Annotated in this window: 13 protein-coding genes and 5 pseudogenes; 6 read left to right on the forward strand and 12 right to left on the reverse strand. The window is 72.1% G+C overall.

Annotated elements, in window-relative coordinates; translation table 11 throughout:
• The first annotated feature begins 332 nt into the window (after positions 1-332).
• Complete coding sequence (gene argJ / locus E6R18_RS07150; protein ID WP_136316057.1) at positions 333-1,508, forward strand: bifunctional glutamate N-acetyltransferase/amino-acid acetyltransferase ArgJ; 1,176 nt, start codon at positions 333-335, stop codon at positions 1,506-1,508.
• Positions 1,509-1,560: 52 nt separating this feature from the next.
• Here argJ and E6R18_RS07155 read toward each other — a convergent pair whose 3' ends face one another.
• The 3 genes from E6R18_RS07155 to E6R18_RS07165 all read right to left on the reverse strand — a co-directional run bounded on the left by E6R18_RS07155 (position 1,561) and on the right by E6R18_RS07165 (position 3,510).
• Positions 1,561-1,929 carry a DoxX family protein gene (locus E6R18_RS07155; protein ID WP_136315994.1) on the reverse strand — a complete coding sequence of 123 codons (369 nt, stop codon included), beginning with the start codon at positions 1,927-1,929 and terminating at the stop codon, positions 1,561-1,563.
• Between the two features lie 3 nt (positions 1,930-1,932).
• Entirely contained in the window at positions 1,933-2,535 is a 603-nt protein-coding gene (locus tag E6R18_RS07160) for a TetR/AcrR family transcriptional regulator (RefSeq protein WP_136315995.1), read from the reverse strand.
• A gap of 84 nt (positions 2,536-2,619) precedes the next feature.
• A complete protein-coding gene (locus tag E6R18_RS07165) occupies positions 2,620-3,510 on the reverse strand; it encodes an LLM class F420-dependent oxidoreductase (RefSeq protein WP_136315996.1) in 891 nt (296 codons plus the stop codon).
• Between the two features lie 205 nt (positions 3,511-3,715).
• Here E6R18_RS07165 and E6R18_RS07170 point away from each other — a divergent pair, with 205 nt between their 5' ends.
• On the forward strand, positions 3,716-5,272 hold the full coding sequence (locus tag E6R18_RS07170; RefSeq protein ID WP_240799620.1) for an MFS transporter: 1,557 nt from the start codon (positions 3,716-3,718) through the stop codon (positions 5,270-5,272).
• A 169-nt stretch (positions 5,273-5,441) separates the two neighbouring features.
• On the opposite strand, the gene E6R18_RS34705 is transcribed toward E6R18_RS07170, so the two are convergent.
• On the reverse strand, positions 5,442-5,660 hold the full coding sequence (locus E6R18_RS34705) for a hypothetical protein (RefSeq protein ID WP_240799621.1): 219 nt from the start codon (positions 5,658-5,660) through the stop codon (positions 5,442-5,444).
• A gap of 110 nt (positions 5,661-5,770) precedes the next feature.
• Positions 5,771-5,938, reverse strand: a pseudogene (locus E6R18_RS34710) (helix-turn-helix domain-containing protein); the annotation flags it as partial.
• Between the two features lie 109 nt (positions 5,939-6,047).
• On the opposite strand from E6R18_RS34710, the pseudogene E6R18_RS07180 reads away from it, so the two are divergent.
• Positions 6,048-6,299 (forward strand): annotated as a pseudogene (locus E6R18_RS07180) (GNAT family N-acetyltransferase); the annotation flags it as partial.
• A gap of 112 nt (positions 6,300-6,411) precedes the next feature.
• Positions 6,412-7,230 (forward strand): restriction endonuclease, encoded by an 819-nt coding sequence (locus E6R18_RS07185; RefSeq protein ID WP_168712286.1) that lies wholly within the window; start codon positions 6,412-6,414, stop codon positions 7,228-7,230.
• A 528-nt stretch (positions 7,231-7,758) separates the two neighbouring features.
• Here the strand turns inward: E6R18_RS07185 and E6R18_RS07195 are convergent.
• The 5 genes and pseudogenes from E6R18_RS07195 to E6R18_RS07210 form a co-directional block, all read right to left on the reverse strand.
• Positions 7,759-8,994: a hypothetical protein gene (locus E6R18_RS07195; protein ID WP_240799622.1), complete on the reverse strand. Its 1,236-nt coding sequence runs from the start codon at positions 8,992-8,994 to the stop codon at positions 7,759-7,761.
• The gene (locus E6R18_RS07200) at positions 8,991-10,457 is read right to left on the reverse strand and encodes a phenylacetate--CoA ligase family protein (protein WP_136315999.1); all 1,467 of its coding nucleotides are present in this window, start codon (positions 10,455-10,457) and stop codon (positions 8,991-8,993) included. Before E6R18_RS07200 ends, E6R18_RS07195 begins: the two co-directional genes overlap by 4 nt.
• Positions 10,458-10,782: 325 nt before the next feature.
• Positions 10,783-10,908: pseudogene (locus tag E6R18_RS34385) on the reverse strand (DNA-binding response regulator); the annotation flags it as partial.
• Positions 10,900-12,151 (reverse strand): annotated as a pseudogene (locus tag E6R18_RS07205) (NF041680 family putative transposase); the annotation flags it as partial. The pseudogenes E6R18_RS07205 and E6R18_RS34385, both read right to left, overlap by 9 nt.
• A gap of 140 nt (positions 12,152-12,291) precedes the next feature.
• Positions 12,292-13,545: a cation:proton antiporter gene (locus E6R18_RS07210; protein ID WP_136316000.1), complete on the reverse strand. Its 1,254-nt coding sequence runs from the start codon at positions 13,543-13,545 to the stop codon at positions 12,292-12,294.
• A gap of 211 nt (positions 13,546-13,756) precedes the next feature.
• On the opposite strand from E6R18_RS07210, the gene E6R18_RS07215 reads away from it, so the two are divergent.
• Positions 13,757-14,131, forward strand: coding sequence for a VOC family protein (locus E6R18_RS07215; protein ID WP_136316001.1), 375 nt, complete (start codon positions 13,757-13,759; stop codon positions 14,129-14,131).
• Between the two features lie 8 nt (positions 14,132-14,139).
• Here the strand turns inward: E6R18_RS07215 and E6R18_RS07220 are convergent.
• Positions 14,140-15,272: pseudogene (locus E6R18_RS07220) on the reverse strand (NAD(P)/FAD-dependent oxidoreductase).
• Between the two features lie 154 nt (positions 15,273-15,426).
• Here E6R18_RS07220 and E6R18_RS07225 point away from each other — a divergent pair.
• A complete protein-coding gene (locus E6R18_RS07225) occupies positions 15,427-16,071 on the forward strand; it encodes a TetR family transcriptional regulator (RefSeq protein ID WP_240799623.1) in 645 nt (214 codons plus the stop codon).
• Here E6R18_RS07225 and E6R18_RS07230 read toward each other — a convergent pair.
• Positions 16,051-16,326, reverse strand: coding sequence for a DUF5133 domain-containing protein (locus E6R18_RS07230; protein ID WP_240799624.1), 276 nt, complete (start codon positions 16,324-16,326; stop codon positions 16,051-16,053). The genes E6R18_RS07225 and E6R18_RS07230 overlap by 21 nt on opposite strands.
• Positions 16,327-16,607: the final 281 nt, after the last annotated feature.

The following is a 16,607-nucleotide window of genomic DNA, read 5'->3' on the forward strand; positions in this document are numbered from 1 at the left end:
TCTCGGAGGCGCGGTTCACGGCGATCATGGGAGCGCTCCCACTGTGCTGTGCGCCGTACCGCCTGTGACGTGGGGGACGGGGGTGTCGTGGACGCTCGCCACCCCGGCCCTCCCTGGCGATGTCCCGTTGCCCGGAGGTCCGGGCCGATGGCCGGCGACCCGGCGCCATAAAAGCGATAGAGCCATGGGCATGTCAATGGGGTGCGCGGCGTTCATGAGTTGAAGTCGGGGAGTCCTTGACTGCCGAAGTGCTCGGGGTGCGATGCGGAAAAGGGTGGACGTGCCGCCTGTGCGATGCAAATATATGCCGCATGACGCATGATCATGCATTGATGCCGGCGGCCGACCCCGTGACCTGGCCCGCGGGATTCGTCGCGTACACCGGACACGGCGGGCTGCGCGAACACGGCGACGACATCTCGATCGTCGCATCGGACCGGCCGGCGACCAGCGCCGCGATGTTCACGCGGAGCCTCTTCGCCGGTCCGGCCGTGGTCCTCAGCCGCAGGCACGCCGCCGGGCGGAACCTGCGTGCCGTGACGACGCTGGCGCAGAACGCCAACGTGGCCACCGGGCGCCGCGGCGAACAGAACGCCGCCGAGGTCGTCCGCCGTGTCGCCGCGATTATTGGCGTGCCCGAGAGCGAGGTGCTCATCGGCTCCACCGGTGTCATCGGCAGGCCCCTGCCGATGGACACCATCCTTCCGCGCTTCGACCGGACGGCCGAGCGCGGCGTCGCGGCGTTCACCGCCGGGCCGCTGGACGTCGCCCGCGCGATGATGACCACCGACACCCGCCCGAAGGTCGCGGTCCGCACCGCCGGGCGGGCCCGGATCGTGGGCGTCGCCAAGGGGGTCGGCATGCTGGAGCCCGACATGGCGACGATGCTCGCCTACGTGTTCACCGACGCCGAGCTGTCACCGGCCGACCTGGACACCGCGCTGCGCGGGGCGGTGAACCGTACGTTCAACTGCCTCAGCGTCGACACCGACACCTCCACCTCCGACACCGTCTCGGTCATCGCCAACGGGGCGGCCGGAGCGGTCGACCCGGCGCGGTTCGCCGAGGTGCTGGCCGACCTGTGCCTGGACCTCACGCTGCAACTGGCCGGCGACGGCGAAGGGGCCACCAAGCTCCTGCGCGTCACCGTCGCCAGTGCCCGCGACCATGCGCAGGCCAAACGCATCGCCAAGAGCGTGGTGAACTCCCCGCTGGTCAAGACCGCTGTCCATGGCGCGGACCCCAACTGGGGGCGGGTGCTGATGGCCATCGGCAAGAACACCGACGACACCGACATCGTGCCGGGCGACGTCACCGTGCGGTTCGGTGACATCGAGGTGTACCCCGAGGAGCCCGAGGCGGACACCCTCGGGAGACTCGTGGACATCATGCGCCGGGACGAGGTGGACATCGTCGTCACGCTCGGTCTCGGCGCCGCCGAAGCCACCGTCTACGGCTGCGACTTGTCCGCCGGCTACATCCGCGTCAACGCGGACTACACGACCTGACCCGCGGTCCCGTCGCCCCTGCCGGGAACGGGTGGCGGCGACGGGCGCGGTGTCACAGCCGTACGAAGCTCCCGACGAGCACGCCGAGCGAGAGCAGCAGCATGCCGAGGCAGTTCACCCAGAACGTACTGCTCAGCGCCCGCACCCGGATGTGGGCGGCGGTGGCCGCGAGGAAGTAGACGACGATCGCGGCCGTCGTCGTCATGGCCACACCGGGCACCCAGAAGCCGACGACGAGCCCCACGACCGAAGCGGCCTTGGCGGTGGTCAGCGCCCACCACCAGTCGCGCGGCAGCCGTACGCCTTCCAGGCAGTCCGCGATGAACCGCGGCGGGCGCAGCATCATCGCCGCGTCGCCCGCCTGGATGGCCAGCAGGACCACCACCGGCCATATGGGGGAGGGGAGTTCGGAGAGAGTCATCGGTCAGAGCCCTTCCTGCGCGGCGACGAAGGCGGCGGTGCGTCCGATCCTCGCCGCCGCCTGCCGGGGGTCGGTCGACCCTGCGGCGAGCAGCATCAGCTCGCCGAGATAGCCGGCGAACAGCACCTGCGCGCCCAGCCGGGCATGCGTCTCGTCCGCACCGGCGTTCACCATCGCGGCGGTGAGGTTGTCCTCGGTGAGGGTGCGCAGCGCGCCCAGGGCGGCGTTCTCGTCCTTGCCCCGGGCCAGCGTCCGGAAGTAGGCGCGCGCGAGGTCGTCGTTCTCGGCGAACAGGCCGAGGAACGGGTCGAAGTAGTGCGACAGGTACGCGACGGCCGACGGCGCGGGCGCCCCCGCCTCCGGCGGGGCGGGCGGAGGCGGGATGCGGTCGGCGATGGCCTGGTCGAACACCAGGCTCAGCAGGGACTCCTTGTCCCCGACCGCCATGACCGTGCCCACGGAAACCCCCGCCTCCGCAGCGATCTGACGCACCGTCGTGCTCTGGAAGCCGTGCTCCGCGAAGAGCTGGGCGGCGGCCTCCACGATGCGGGTGGCCGTCCGCACTTTCTGCGCCGCACGTGTTGACTGAACCTGTTCACCGAACATGTTCATAACGTACGTACGTGGCCGCGCCCCCGCAAGAGTGGCGGCGCGCCCGGTCCGCGCCGGCGCGGACCGGGCGCCTGCCCGCTACAGCTCGTCGCCGAAGGCGTCGGCGAGTTCACGCCACTCGGCGAGCGGCAGGCCGTCCCTCTCCCCGCCGACGGCGACTACCTGGAGCGCGACATGGTCGGCGCCCGCGTCGAAGTACTCCCGCGTCCGCGCCTTCACCCGCTCGGCGTCGCCCAGCGCGAAGAGGGCGTCCAGGAGCCGCACGCTGCCGCCGCCGTCGAAGTCGCTCTCCGAGAAGCCGAGGCGCAGCAGGTTGTCGGTGTAGTTGGGCAGCTGGAGGTACATCGCCAGCATCGCGCGCGCCGTGGCGCGGGCGCGGTCCGGATCGGTGTCGAGTACGACGGACAGCTCGGGCGCGAGCAGGGCGTCGGGTCCGAGGGCCTCGCGTGCCTCCGCCGTGTGCGCGGTGGTGACGAGGTAGGGGTGGGCGCCCAGTGCCCGGTCGGCCGCGAGCCGCAGCATCTTCGGGCCGAGCGCCGCCAGCACCCGGTGCCCGGGCTCCACGGGCGGCGCGGCGCCGTCCAGCGCGTCCAGGTAGGCCACCATGGCGCTGTACGGCTTCGCGTACCGGGGGACCACCGGGCCGTGGCTGACACCCAGGCCGAGGACGAAGCGCCCCCGGGCGTCGGCCTCGATCGCGGCGATCCGCGCCGCCACCTCCTCGGCGGTGTGGTCCCAGATGCTCAGGATGCCGGTGGCGACGTTGACCGTCCGGGTGGCGCCGACGATCGCGGCGGCGTCGTCGGGGGAGGGGCTGCCGCCGATCCACAGCGTCCCGTACCCCAGCGCTTCGAGCTCGGCGACCGCTTCAGCGATCGCCTCCTTGCCTGCGGCGTCCGCCTTCGACGAGTGCAGCGCGCCGCTCCAGATGCCGACCCGTCCGAATGCCTCATGTGTCTGAGAAGTCATGCCGTGATCAACAGCGGCCGCCTCCCGCTATTCCCCGCCCTGCCGCATGCGGGCCGGATTCACCCGACAGGCCGTCACACCCCCGTGTGCGCCCCTCATGTGGGCGAGTAGCCGCGTGTGCGGGGGCGCGGCCGGGGCAGCTGGCGGATATTGGATGTTCTGCGGCTCCGCAGTGTGCGCCCGCTCGGACGAGGAGGTAGCTGCCGTGACGACCCCCGCCGCATCGGAGGGACCTGGAGGCAGGGAAGAACGCCCGGACGGGGGAGGGGGTGGCAGGAGAGGGGGCCGCGATCCGCGTGACGAGGTGGCGGCGCCGGGTGATTCCGGGCTCGGCACCATCACGACGGCCGTCCCGGCCCGGCTGGACCGGCTGCCGTGGTCGCGCTGGCACTGGATGATCGTCATCGGCCTCGGCACGGTGTGGATTCTGGACGGCCTCGAAGTCACGACGGTCGGCAACATCGCGGGCCGGCTGTCGGAGGACGGCTCCGGCCTGGACATCACGTCCGCGCAGGTCACCGGACTCGCCGCCGCCCTGTATGTGGCGGGCGCCTGTTCGGGGGCGCTGTTCTTCGGGTGGCTCACCGACCGGTTCGGCCGCAAGAAGCTGTTCATGGTGACGCTCGCGGTCTACCTCGCCGCGACCGCCATGACCGGTCTGTCCTTCAGCGCGTGGTGGTTCTTCCTCTTCCGCTTCCTCACCGGCTTCGGTATCGGCGGTGAGTACGCGGCCATCAACTCGGCCATCGACGAGCTGATCCCCTCGAAGTACCGCGGCCGGGTGGACCTCATCATCAACGGCAGCTACTGGCTGGGCGCGGTCGGCGGTGCGCTGCTGTCGATCGTCATGCTGAACACGGACTACTTCCCCAAGGACCTCGGCTGGCGGCTCACCTTCGCCCTCGGCGTCATCCTCGGTTTCGTGATCCTGCTCGTGCGGCGGCATGTGCCGGAGAGCCCGCGGTGGCAGTTCATCCACGGGCACGGGGACGAGGCGGACAAGCTCGTCGCGTCCGTCGAGCGGGAGATCGAGGACGAGAAGCACGAGAAGCTGCCGCAGCCGGCCGGCGAGATCACGATCCACGAGCGCAAGAGCATCGGCTTCGGGCTCATCGCCAAGACCGTCTTCCGCAGCTACCCCAAGCGCGCCGTGCTCGGTCTCTCCCTCTTCGTCGGGCAGGCGTTCCTCTACAACGCGATCACCTTCGGCTTCGGCGCGATCCTGACGAAGTTCTACGACGTGCAGAGCGGCCACACCGGCTACTACTTCGCGGTGATCGCGGCCGGCAACTTCATCGGCCCGCTCGTGCTCGGCAAGCTGTTCGACACGATCGGGCGGCGCATCATGATCGCCGGTACCTACATCCTGCCGGGCATCCTGCTGTTCCTCACGGCCTGGCTCTTCGACCGGGGCTCGCTGACAGCCAACACCCTCACCGCGTGCTGGTGCGTCGTCCTGTTCTTCGCCTCGGCGGGCGCGAGCAGCGCGTATCTGACGGTCTCCGAGGTCTTCCCCATGGAGACCCGGGCCATGGCCATCGCCTTCTTCTACGCGGTCGGTACCGCGGTCGGCGGCATCAGCGGCCCGCTGATCTTCGCCGACCTCACCGAATCGGGCGTCCCCGGCGACACGGCCCTTGCCTTCTCCATCGGCGCGGCCCTGATGTGCGCGGCCGGCATCGTCGCGGCCTTCCTCGCGGTCGACGCCGAGCAGCGCTCCCTGGAGGACATCGCGAAGCCGCTCTCCCAGACGGCGTCCTGAGCGACGCCGGGACAGAGCCCGTCCCGGCGTCGCTCGGGACGCCGGGACGGGCTCCGTCCCGGCCGCTCAGCCGTCCGACGCCGGGCCGGCGAGCCCGTGCAGCAACAGGCGCGTCAGCGTGTCGATGATCTCGTCGCCGGAGATGCCGGGGCGCCCCGGCCCGCGGTCGTCACCGCGAACCCGAGCACCGAGACCATCGCCCCATGGCGGCGGCCACCACGGCGGGGCCACCCGGGAGCGGGTGACCCCGCTCGCGCAGCCACGCCAGGTGCTCGCGGAAGGCCCCCGTGTCCCCCGCCAGGCTCGCCCAGACGCGGCCCTCGCGCGGGGGAGCGGCGAAGCTGGTCTGCATCAGCGCCACGATCACGGGCAGGTGGTCGCGGATCACGCCCCAGGTGACGGCCAGACGGGCGCGCAGCTGCCCCGGGCCCGTCAGATCGTGACCGGTCCCGTCGTCGTGCGCACCGATCTCCGCTTCGAGCTGCGCGTTCAGATCCCCATCAGGGCCTGGAGCAGGGCGTCCTTGTCCGCGAAATGGGCGTAGAACGAGCCGGTGGCGCGCCCCGCCTCCCGCGTGATGTCGGTGATCTTCGTATCGAGATAGCCGCGCTCCGCGAACAGCCGGCGCGCCGCCTCCTTCAGCGCCGCCTCGGTCCCGGCGGCCAGGCCGGGGCGGCTCGTTCCTGAGCATCGCGTCCAACGGACTGCGGGTCCTGCGCGCCCGCGGCGTACTGGGAACAGGTGTGCCGGGCCGGAATCGATATGCCGTGCCGGAGCGACGGTGACGGTGTGGTCGGCCGGCCGGGGACGACCTGGGCTGCTCGAACCGATGGGCGTGCACGAGGAACACCGCCACCGGGGCTACGGCCGGGCGATCACCCTCGCCGCAGCGGCCGCACTCCGGGACATGGGCTCGTCCAGCGCACTCGTCTGCACCCCCAGCTCCCGCACCGGCGCCGTTGCCACCTACCGGTCGGCAGGCTTCCTGCGGCGCCCCGAGACCCATGACTGCTTCCGGCGCGCCTGAGGGGCCCGCCCCGCGAGGTGAGCACACGCACGGCCCTCCCCGCTGATCATGGAAGGCGCGGTTCGGGGCACACGGCGAACGACGACGTTCGTGACATGCCGAGGGAGACGCCGTGCCGATACGGAGACCGCGAAGCGCTACACGCCATCCCCGCACGACGGGCTCACTGCGCAGCCCCCTGCTCACCCTCGCCCTGGCCGGCGCCCTGATCTGCGCCGCGGCCCTGCTCTTCCTGCGCTTCGCCCACTGGGCCGGCGCGCACCCGGTCACCGCCGTACTGCTGGCCGTGGCCGCCGTCCCCGTGCTCTACATCCTGTTCCGCGCGATGCCGCGCACCCGTGAGCTGCGCAGGGCCGCCCGCGAAGGCATGGCACCGCCCCTTGAGGATGCCGCCGGGGCGCCCGGGAGCGACGGCGCCCCCGAACCGCCCGCCTCCACCGCGGACGGAGCGGCAGGCGTCGCGCCGCTCCCCGACGCGCGGGACGGACTCACCGCCGTACTCCCGCAGCCCGACGCCGAGTTGACCGCGTTCGACTTCGGCGCCCTCGACCCCGACGGCTTCGAGGCGGCCGTGGCCGCCCTGTGCGAACGCGACGGCTGCCACGAGGTCGAGGTCGTCGGCGGCGCCGGCGACCTCGGCGCCGACGTCCTCGCCACCGCACCGGACGGCCGGCGCGTCGTCGTGCAGTGCAAGCAGTACGGACCCGCGAACAAGGTGGGCTCCCAGGACCTCCAGCGCTTCGGCGGCACCTGCTGGACAATCCACGGCGCCCAGCTCGCCGCCGTGGTGACGACCAGTGAGTTCACCGCACCGGCCCTGGAGTACGCGGAATCCTGCGGCATCCGGTGCGTGGACGGAGCCTCGCTCACCGCCTGGGCCGAAGGCTCGGGCCCGGCTCCCTGGGGGCCGGCGATGATGGATACGGCTTGAGAAGCGCTCGCGGAGTCCGGGCAGCGGCCCACCGACCCCCTATCCTCACAGGATCACGGACATGTAGGGGAACGGGGCATGGAGCCTTCGGAGCCGGCCGCAGCGGCGTTGCGGGTGCTGACGGGGGACGATCCGGCCACGGCCGGGCAGAAGGCGTCCCTTCAGGAACTGGTGTGGGGCCGGCTGGGGCGAAGCAACCTCGGGGCGTCCGCCCTCACCCGGTTGCACGAGCGCCCCGATGAGGGCTCCGCGGCCATCGTGGCCTCCGTGCTCGCCGACGACACGCGTGCGGACCCGGAGCTGACGGCGCGTGTCGCCGACGCCCTCCGTCCGCAACCGGAACCACGGGTGCAGGCCGGCGCCCCGCAGGCGCCCCTGCGGGCGGGCGCCCCTTCCGCCCCGCTGCCTCCCCGGCCGACCGCGCCCCCGCCCCGGGCCCCCGGGACCGCCTCGGAAGTGCGCAAGGTCTGGCTGCTGGGGCTGCCCCAGATGATTTTGGCGGCCCTGGCACTGAGCATCGCCGGGAACCTAGGGGCGAAGTGGCCCCTCCTGCTGCTCATCGTGCTCGTGTCGGCCGGCCTGGCCGGGTACGGGCTGTGGCTCGGAAGCCGTCTTCTGCGCCGAGGCGTGCCCAGCCGCTCGCTCCGGGCCGCCATGGTGCTCGACGCGCTGGTCCTGATCAGGCTGATTCTCTGGGTGTTCATCGGCTGACGAGACGCGCCGCCTGGAGACGACCACCGGCACCGCCGTACCGCCCCGGCGCACCGCGTCCCGCCGGGCGAGGCCGGGGGACGGCCCGCCGCCCACCACCAGGCCGTCCAGGACCGCGAGCCAGCTGTCCTCGGGCAGGGCGGTGCGCAGCCCCCGCGCATCGGCCGGATCGAGGGCCTTGAGCAGTGCCGGGTCCGGGTCCCTCGGGGCGAGGGCCGCTGCCGCGCGCGGGGCCCCCGTGCGCCACTCGGCGACCGTACGCTCGGCGCCGCGCGCCCGTACCCACAGCACGTGCTGGACCACGATCAGCGGTCCCAGCGCGGTGAGCAGCGGAAAGGCCCCGGTCAGCGCGCCCAGGGCGAACAGGAGGCTGACCGCGCCGGACACCGCCACCCCGATGCCGGCCGCGAGGAGACCCGCGACCCGCCCGAACGCCTTGAGGGCGACCAGCGGGAACAGCACCAGCAGCAGGAGATCGCCCAGACCCAGCGCCACCGGCGGATCGCCCCGGGTGACGGCCAGCAGCGGGGCGAACGGCAGCCCCATCACCTGGACGGCGAACCGGTCCATCACCGAGGTCAGCCCGGTCGCCACCAGGTCGTAGCAGGCCAGCGCCCCCGCGAACCAGGCCGCGTGCGCCGACCGCATGCCGCTCTGCGCCCACATGTTCGCGACGCCCACGACGGCCGTGGCGAGCAGCACGTCGGTGAACACCATCACGGCGAGCGACCGGTCCGCGAACGCGCACCCGGCGGTGGCCGCGACCGAGGCGAGCGCGACCGCCCACGCCCGGCCCCCGCCGGTCACCGGCGCCAGCGTGAACTGGAGCGCCGCACAGAGCACCAGTCCGAAGACGACCGCCACCGCCGCCCGGGGCAGCTCCAGGTAGAGCAGCGGTGCGGCCACGACCACGGCGAACACCACGGCCACATCCGCGCGTTCGTAGCGGCCCACCGGCGGTCGCGGCATCCGGACGCGGCCGAAGTAGGCGAGGCCCGCCAGCGTGATCGCGGCGACGCAGCAGTTCAGGCCCACCAGGGCCGCCGTGCTCATGCCGGGCTCACGATGCGGGCGGCGGCCGGGCGGGCCGACTCGAAGGTGTGCTCGCGCAGGTCGGCCCGGACCGGGCCGGTCGGCGGCATCGAGGACGGCTCGTCGTGCAGCACGATCGCGTCCAGCGCGAGCCCCGATGAGGTGGCCCGCTCCTCCAGCCTGCCCAGCAGACCGGCGGCGGGCAGCCGGCGCACCAGGACGTGCAGGCGCGGGCCGGAGGGTGCCTCGACGAGGGCGTAGCGCGCGGGCAGCGGGATGTCCGGCTCCGCCTCCAGCACGTTCAGCACCGAACGGGTGGGGACCGCGACGCTGAGCGGGCCCGACCAGCGGCCGAGTATCTGCGAGGTCGCGGGCAGATGGGCCATCTCGCAGCCGGCCTCGCCCCCGGGCAGGCGTACCAGGTCCCCGGTCGCGTACCGCAGCAGCAGGGTGCAGTCCCGGTAGGGGACGTACGGGGTCTGCACGATGACCCCCACACCGCCCGGCGGAGTCGGCGCGTGAGTCACCGGGTCGAGCACTTCCAGGTGCCCGAACTCGGTGGTGTGGTGCAGATGTCCCTCGGTGCACGGTGTGCCGCCCGACGGCACGGTCTCCGTCATCATGTACGAGGTGGAGGTGTCCGCGCCCAGGGCCGCCGCCGCCCGTTCCCTCAGCGGTTCGGAGAGCGGTTCGCCGCCCACGCCGATGTACCCGAGCCCGAAGTCCGAGGGCCGCCAGTCGCCGCGTTCCGCCTCTTCGACCAGGGCCGCGAGGTAGGAGGCCGACAGCGTCAGATGCGTGATCTGCGGGGCCTTTCCGCGCAGCCCGAGCGGGGCGGCCAGCCGGTCCAGCGCCACCGCCGGCTCCACGGTCCCGAGCTGGACGAACGAGGCCCCGATGCGGGTCACCGACTCCTCCACGTTGAGCAGCGGCAGGGTGGCCCGCGAGCAGCCCGCGTACGCCAGGGTGTGGTGGGGGCGCAGGCCCAGTCCGAGCACGGCGGACACGGTGCTCATGGCGACCGCGATCTCGACCTCGGCCCGGGAGTACCAGACGGTGGTGGGGTTGCCGCTCGTCCCCGTGGTGAGCGCCATCAGCGCCGGTGCGGAGACGGCCGAGACGAACGCCGCCGGCAGACCGCGCAACGCCGCCTTCGGCGTGACCGGCACCCGGTCCCATGTCTCCGGTGTGAGCGTGCCCGGATCGAGCCCCAGCCGGTCGAACGTCCGCCGGTAGTAGGCGGTGTGCCGGGCGGCCGCGCGTGCCGTGGCCCGCAGACTGCGTTCGGTGACCGTTCGCCGTACGGCAGGATCGACGGCCCCGGCCCGGCCGGGCAGCAGGGCCGAGTCCGCGCCCGGTTCGCCGAACTCCGCGATCGTGGCGACGAGATCCCGGGCGATGCGCTCAAGGTCGTACGGGCGGATCGGGCGATTGCGCAGGATCGCCGCACCGTAGCGCAGCTGGCTGAGCGCGGTACCGAACAAAGATGCCTCCTGACGCCTGGACCGGGGGACAACTCCCGGTCCAGGCCGGGGGTTCCTGTCAGACCATGCTGGCGAACATGGCCGCGGTGAGGGTGCTGAAGGCATACTTGATGTAGTGCTTGACCATGGCGGATCTCCCTTCTCGGGCCGCCCCGCAGGGACGGCTGGGCTCCTGTGGTGCACTCGCAGCCAAGGACGGCTGTTCGATGAACGAGAGAGTAGAGCAGGGCTGTTGATGTCTCAACGGTGCCTGCCGATCCGACCGTTGGTCCGGGCGTACCGGCCGTCCCCTCCGCGACCGCGCCGCTGGTCCGCGGGCTCGCGATCAGGGGCCGGTCTCCTCCCCGCCCTCATCCGTCTCCCGTTCCCCGACGCTGATCAGACCCGTCTCGTAGGCGACGATGACGGCCTGGACCCGGTCACGCAGCCCGAGCTTGGCGAGGATGCGGGCGGGAGTGAGCCTGTCGGACGGGGTCGGTTGCTCCCACGGTCTACGGAGGTCGGCCGCCAGCGGGCGGGCGAGTCGGAGTTGGGTGAAGACCGCGAGGATCAGCCAGGTCCAGCGATCGGCGGCTTCGGGGGTGCGGATCTCCGGGCTGGTCTCGCCGAGTGTCTGCTTGAACAGGCGGAAGGTGTGCTCGATGTCGAAGCGTCGCAGGCACGCCTGCCACAGACGGTCGACGTCGGCTGTGGTGGCGTCGGTGCCCGACCACCACAGCCGCACCGGCTTGGGTGTCGCGCCGCTGGGCAGAAGTTCGACCTGCAGACGGATCACGGTCCCCTCGATCACGGGCAGGGCGCCCAGCTCTGCGGTCCAGGCCGAGCGGTGCGTCAGTCTTGGATGGAGCCGGTCCCAGGACCGTGCGACGGCGGTGCCGTAGAGACGGGTCTCGGTCACGGTCTGCGCGTCGGGAACGTTCCAGGTGGCCGGGTCACCGAACACGAACTCCCCACCGTGGCTGGGCGGGCGGCCCCGGACGCCGGGCTCGCGGGGTGGGACCGCACGTCGCAGGACCCGGTCCGAGCGCATCCGGCCGAGCACCTGCACCGGCAGATCCTTCAGCAGGAAGGCCAGCCGTGGCACGTCGTAGCCGGCGTCAACCACGATCAGGATCTCCGGATCACCCTTCTTCCACTGCCCGGCCGTCATCAGCCGCTCGATGAGCTCGCGCATCTGCCGGGCCGTGACGGTAGCGGCGTCGTCTCCCGGTGCCAGCCGCAGCGCGTCCAGCGGCGCGGTCCAGGAACTGCGGCCCCTCTCCAGCGCGCAGATCACCGAGTACGGCCAGCCGGGAACGGGAATGTGCTGGTCCTTGCCCCGCCCGTAGGTGTGGCACAGGATCCGCTGCGGTGAGGTGTGCGCGCTGGGCCGCAGCCAGCAGGTCAGGTCGGCGGCCAGGACCAGCCGGCCGTCCGCCGCCCGCGGCAGCGGCACCACGGCAAGGGCCCGCCGCAGCCGGGCCACCTCGACCCGGCCCGCGGCCAGAGCGTCATAGAGCCCGCCGTGCCCGCGGCGGTGTTCGCCCACCAGCGACAGTGCCACCAGCGACCGGACCGGGCCGTCCGCACACAACACCGCGTCCGCGAGTTCGAACAGCGCGTCCGCACGTGGTCAGACAGGAGCAGAACTCACCCCGGAAGCGTGACAGTTCCGCAAACGGATCCTGCCGGACAGCGTGATGCAGCAGACTCATCCCCACGGCCTTCGTGCTGGGTGTTGTGTGTTCCTTGGTCGGATCACATGCTCAGCCGAAGGCCGCCCGTACGTAAGGCGGTTACCAATCCGAGTGATCAAGTACGAGGACTCGTTCGGACCCCGAGGTTAAAGATCAAGTTAGGCAAGGCGGGAGCGCCACCGGTCCAGGCGCCGGATCACGGGCGTCGCCGTCGCCCCGTGCAGGAGCACGGAGACGAGGACCGTGAAGGCCGCGACCGCCCACAGTTCGTCGGCGTACCGGGCGAATGGCCCCTTTCCGAGCGCGTACGCGAGGTAGAAGAGCGAGCCGATGCCCCGGATGCCGAACAGGGCCGTCACCGCACGTTCGCGCGGCCCGGCCGGAGACCCCAGCTGGGCGGCGACACCCGCGGCCGGACGGATCACGAGGATCAGGGCGAGCGCGAGCAGCGCCCCCTGCGGGCTGAGGACAGCCAGTCCGTCCGCGACCAGGTAGCCGCCGAGGAGGAACAGCAGGACGGCGGTCAGCAGACGCTCGATCTGTTCGCTGAAGCCGTGCAGCACTTGGTGGTAGCCGTGGTTGCGTTCGGCGGCCCGGATGGTGCACGCGGTGACGAACACCGCGAGGAATCCGTATCCGTGGACCAGCTCGGTCAGCCCGTAGGCGGTGAAGGTGGCGCCGAGGGCGGTGAAACCCTCCATCTGCTGCGAGAGCCGGACATGGCGGGAGCGGAAGAACAACCAGCCGAGCAGCCGGCCCACCACCACACCGGCGACCAGCCCGACGGTCGCCCGCAGGAGCACGTCGGCCAGCAGCCAGTGGCCGATCCAGTCCGCCGACCAGCCCTCGCCCGCCGTCGTCGCCAGCGCGACGGCGGCGAGGACGAACGGCAGCGCAAGACCGTCGTTGAGACCGGCCTCGGAGGTCAGCGTGAAGCGCACCTCCTCCTCGTCCTCCTCGTCCTCACCACTGGTCGGCTCCCCGACCCGCACCTCCGCCGCCAGCACCGGATCGGTCGGCGCGAGCGCGGCGGCCAGGAGCAGGGCCACCGCCGGAGGCCAGCCCATGAGCCACGTGCCCAGCAGCCCCACCCCGGCGATGGTCAGCGGAAGCACCAGCCCCAGGAAGCGCCAGGCCCCCGCCCAGGTGCGCCATCCGAACGGGCGGTCGATCGCCAGCCCCGCGCCCATCAGCGACACGATCACGCAGACTTCCGTCACATGCTCGACCCACACCCGGTCCCGCACCGGGTCCACCACGGGCACGTCCCACGGCAGCAGGGTGATCGCCGCGCCCACGACGAGGAACACCATGGGCATGGAGAAGGGACGCCGACGAACCAGCGGGGGTAGGACAGCGGCCATCAGGATGCCGATACCTGCTGCCATGTATATGCCGTGCGCCAACGTCATGCGGTACCGAGTCCTCCGTCGGTTCGGGCCGCGAGCAGACGAACGGGCACGGGGCGGCCACGGCGGCTGCGGATGCGGCGGGAGGAACACCCGGTACCCCGGCACCCGGCACACACGCACCCGCACGTCGGTGTCTGTGCCGACGCCCCGACGTGCCCGGCAAACCGTGCGGCGGATGCATGGCGGTGGGGTCCGGGGCAAGGTGGGAGACATGACGACGACCCTCGGTGCCATCGTTCTCGGTACGCCCGACCCGCCCGCCCTGGCCGACTTCTACCGAGCCCTGCTGGGATGGGAGGAGGCCGAGCGGGAGCCCGAATGGGTCAGGCTGAGGGCCCCGGAACGGGAACGCCCCGGCCTCAGCTTCCAGCTGGAGACCGACCACACGCCCCCGGTCTGGCCCCAACTTCCGGGAAGCCAGCAGATGCAGGCGCACCTGGACCTCCAGGTGGACGACCTGGAAGCGGAGACCCAGCGAGCCTGCGCCCTGGGCGCGACGCTGGAGGAGCTCCAGCCGCAGAAGGACGTACGCGTGCTGCGCGACCCCCACGGCCACCCGTTCTGCCTCTTCCTCCCGGGCGCCTGAGGACACGGTCACCCCTGTTCGGCCGCGCCGCTGAAGAAGTCCGTGAAGCTGTACGGTGCGCGGTCGCCGAGGCAGAGGTCGAGGAGCTCGCGCGCCTCGGCGTAGAAGGGCTCGGTCCGCGCGAGCAGTGCCTCTTCGTACGCGGTGAACGCCGCCTCGATGTCGCCGGGGCGGTCGGCGATCGCCCCGGCGAGCTCGGAGCCGTCGAACATCGCCAGGTTGGCGCCGTCACCGGACGGCCGCATCAGGTGCGCGGCATCGCCGAGCAGAGTCACCCCGGGCACCCGCTCCCAGCGGTGACCGTCCGGAAGCGTGTGGATCATGCGGGCGACGGGAGCGGTCTCGCCGTCGGTGATCAGGGCGGTGAGGTGCGGCGCCCACCCCTCGAACTCCGCGGCGACCCGGGCGCGAGCCGCGTCGGCGTCGCCGAAGTCGATCGCGCCGGCCCACTCGGCGGAGCGGTTCAGCTCGACATAGGTGTGGATGATGTCGCCCGCCTCCCGGTGGGCCACGATCCCCTTCCCCGGGGTGAGCGCGTACATGGCACCCTCACCGACCGCCTCGGCCGTCGCGGGGTGACGCCGGTCCACGTCGTACAGGTAGGTCTCGACGAACGTCGTGCCCGTGTACGTGGGCGTGGCGTCGGACAGCAGCGGCCGGATGCGCGACCAGGCGCCGTCGGCGCCCACGAGGACATCGCTCGTCACGGTCGAGCCGTCGGCGAAGGCCAGCTCGTGCCGGCCGCCGCCGAGGGACCGGACACCGGTGAGCTTGCGTCCCCACTGAACGGTTCCCTCGGGCAGCGAGTCGAGGAGGATCTGCCGCAGACCGCCCGGAGCACCTCGGGGCGGGCGGCCGTGCCGTCGTCGGGGAGGTCGAGCAGCACCGCGCCCCGCTCGTCCAGTACGCGCGAAGCCTCGGCGCCCTCGTGGATGACCGCGCGGAACTCGTCGAGGAGGCCGGCTGCGGCGAGCGCGCGCTGTCCATCGTCCTCGTGGATGTCGAGCTGGCCGCCCTGGGTACGGGACACGGCCGAGGGATCGGCCTCGTAGACGGTCGAGGGGACGCCGTGGACGTGCAGAACGCGTGCGAGGGCGAGGCCGCCGGGGCCCGCGCCGATGATCGTGACCGGTGCCGTCATGGGGGTTCCTTTCTCTGGGCGAGCAGCACTGGAACGACGTTCCAGTGCTCGTCCCTCGTTGGAACGGCGTTCCAGTCCTGTCAGACTTGTCCCATGGCGACCCAGACCGAAGCGGGCAGAACGGCGCACGGACGCGCTCTCGAAGGAACGGATCGTGCGGGCCGCGATCCAGATACTCGACACCGACGGTGAGGGAGCGCTGACGTTCCGCGCCCTCGCGGCGCGCCTGGCCACCGGCAGCGGGGCGATCTACTGGCACGTCGCCAACAAGGGCGAGCTGCTGGCCGCCGCCACCGACGACGTCATCGCCCGCGTCGTGACGGACGTGCCGAGCGGAGCCGACCCCCGGACGGCGATCCGGGCCATCGCCCTGGGGATCTTCGACGCGAGCGACGCGCACCCCTGGGTGGGCCGCCACCTCTCCCTCACACCTTGGCTGGCCGCGATGCCCCAGATCTTCGAGGGCATCGGCGGCCAGCTCCAGGCGCTGGGCGTCAGCGAGGACGCCTGGTTCGACTCGGCGTCCGCGCTGGTGAACTACATCCTCGGCGTCGCCGGCCAGAACGCCGCCAACGGCCGCGCGCTCGTCCACGGCACCGATCGCACAGCCTTTCTGGGTGCGGTCGCCGAACAGTGGAGGCGGCTCGACCCGGCGCGGTACCCCTTCGTGCACCGGGTGGCGGCGCAACTGGCCGACCACGACGACCGCGAGCAGTTCCTCGCCGGCATCGACCTCATCCTGGCCGGCCTCAAGACGGCGACACCGTCGCCGGGCACCTCAGGCGGCGACGGGACCTGACCGGGCGCCGCGCGCCGGGCTGCCGCCCTCGTCCGCCACGCCCGCTGCCGTGGTGAACGCACTGTTACGCAGAAGAGCGTCGGCGGTGCTCAGGGCCTCCCGCACATCGCTCACGCCCGTCATGACACACAGGGTGTACGCCGTGTCCTCACGTTGCCGGACGGTGTCCGGGGTGGAACGGCGCTCGTCCTCGATCACCGCGTCGGCGTAACGGGACAGCGCGGCACGCAGGTCTCCGGGCGTGGGAAGCAGCACAGCCAACTCCTCCTCAAAATGGACCACCCCTCCCGAACCGGCACGACAGGCGGGGCAGGGGGATCACTCACGATGATCTTCCAGTTCCCCGCATCGTGCAGAGCATTCCCCCGTATTCCGGCCACCCCGCCAGGCCCGATATCGCCGCTCGTACGGGGCAGACGTCGGGTATGGCCGGGGTGGCCGCTCTGCGGAAGTCGAAACGGGACCCGCACGGCAGGCCCCCCGGTCATGCAGAGCCGGGCGAGGCGGAACGAGGCTGCGTGTGACCGAAGCGCGCC

Origin of the sequence: Streptomyces sp. A1277 (assembly GCF_004795015.1) — a bacterium.
Classification (GTDB): domain Bacteria; phylum Actinomycetota; class Actinomycetes; order Streptomycetales; family Streptomycetaceae; genus Streptomyces.

Coding starts and splice junctions, on each gene's coding strand:
- argJ (WP_136316057.1), top strand. CDS start 333: ATGCCGGCGGCCGACCCCGTGACCTGGCCCGCGGGATTCGTCGCGTAC.
- E6R18_RS07155 (WP_136315994.1), bottom strand. CDS start 1,929: ATGACTCTCTCCGAACTCCCCTCCCCCATATGGCCGGTGGTGGTCCTG.
- E6R18_RS07160 (WP_136315995.1), bottom strand. CDS start 2,535: ATGTTCGGTGAACAGGTTCAGTCAACACGTGCGGCGCAGAAAGTGCGG.
- E6R18_RS07165 (WP_136315996.1), bottom strand. CDS start 3,510: ATGACTTCTCAGACACATGAGGCATTCGGACGGGTCGGCATCTGGAGC.
- E6R18_RS07195 (WP_240799622.1), bottom strand. CDS start 8,994: ATGAGCACGGCGGCCCTGGTGGGCCTGAACTGCTGCGTCGCCGCGATC.
- E6R18_RS07210 (WP_136316000.1), bottom strand. CDS start 13,545: ATGACGTTGGCGCACGGCATATACATGGCAGCAGGTATCGGCATCCTG.
- E6R18_RS07215 (WP_136316001.1), top strand. CDS start 13,757: ATGACGACGACCCTCGGTGCCATCGTTCTCGGTACGCCCGACCCGCCC.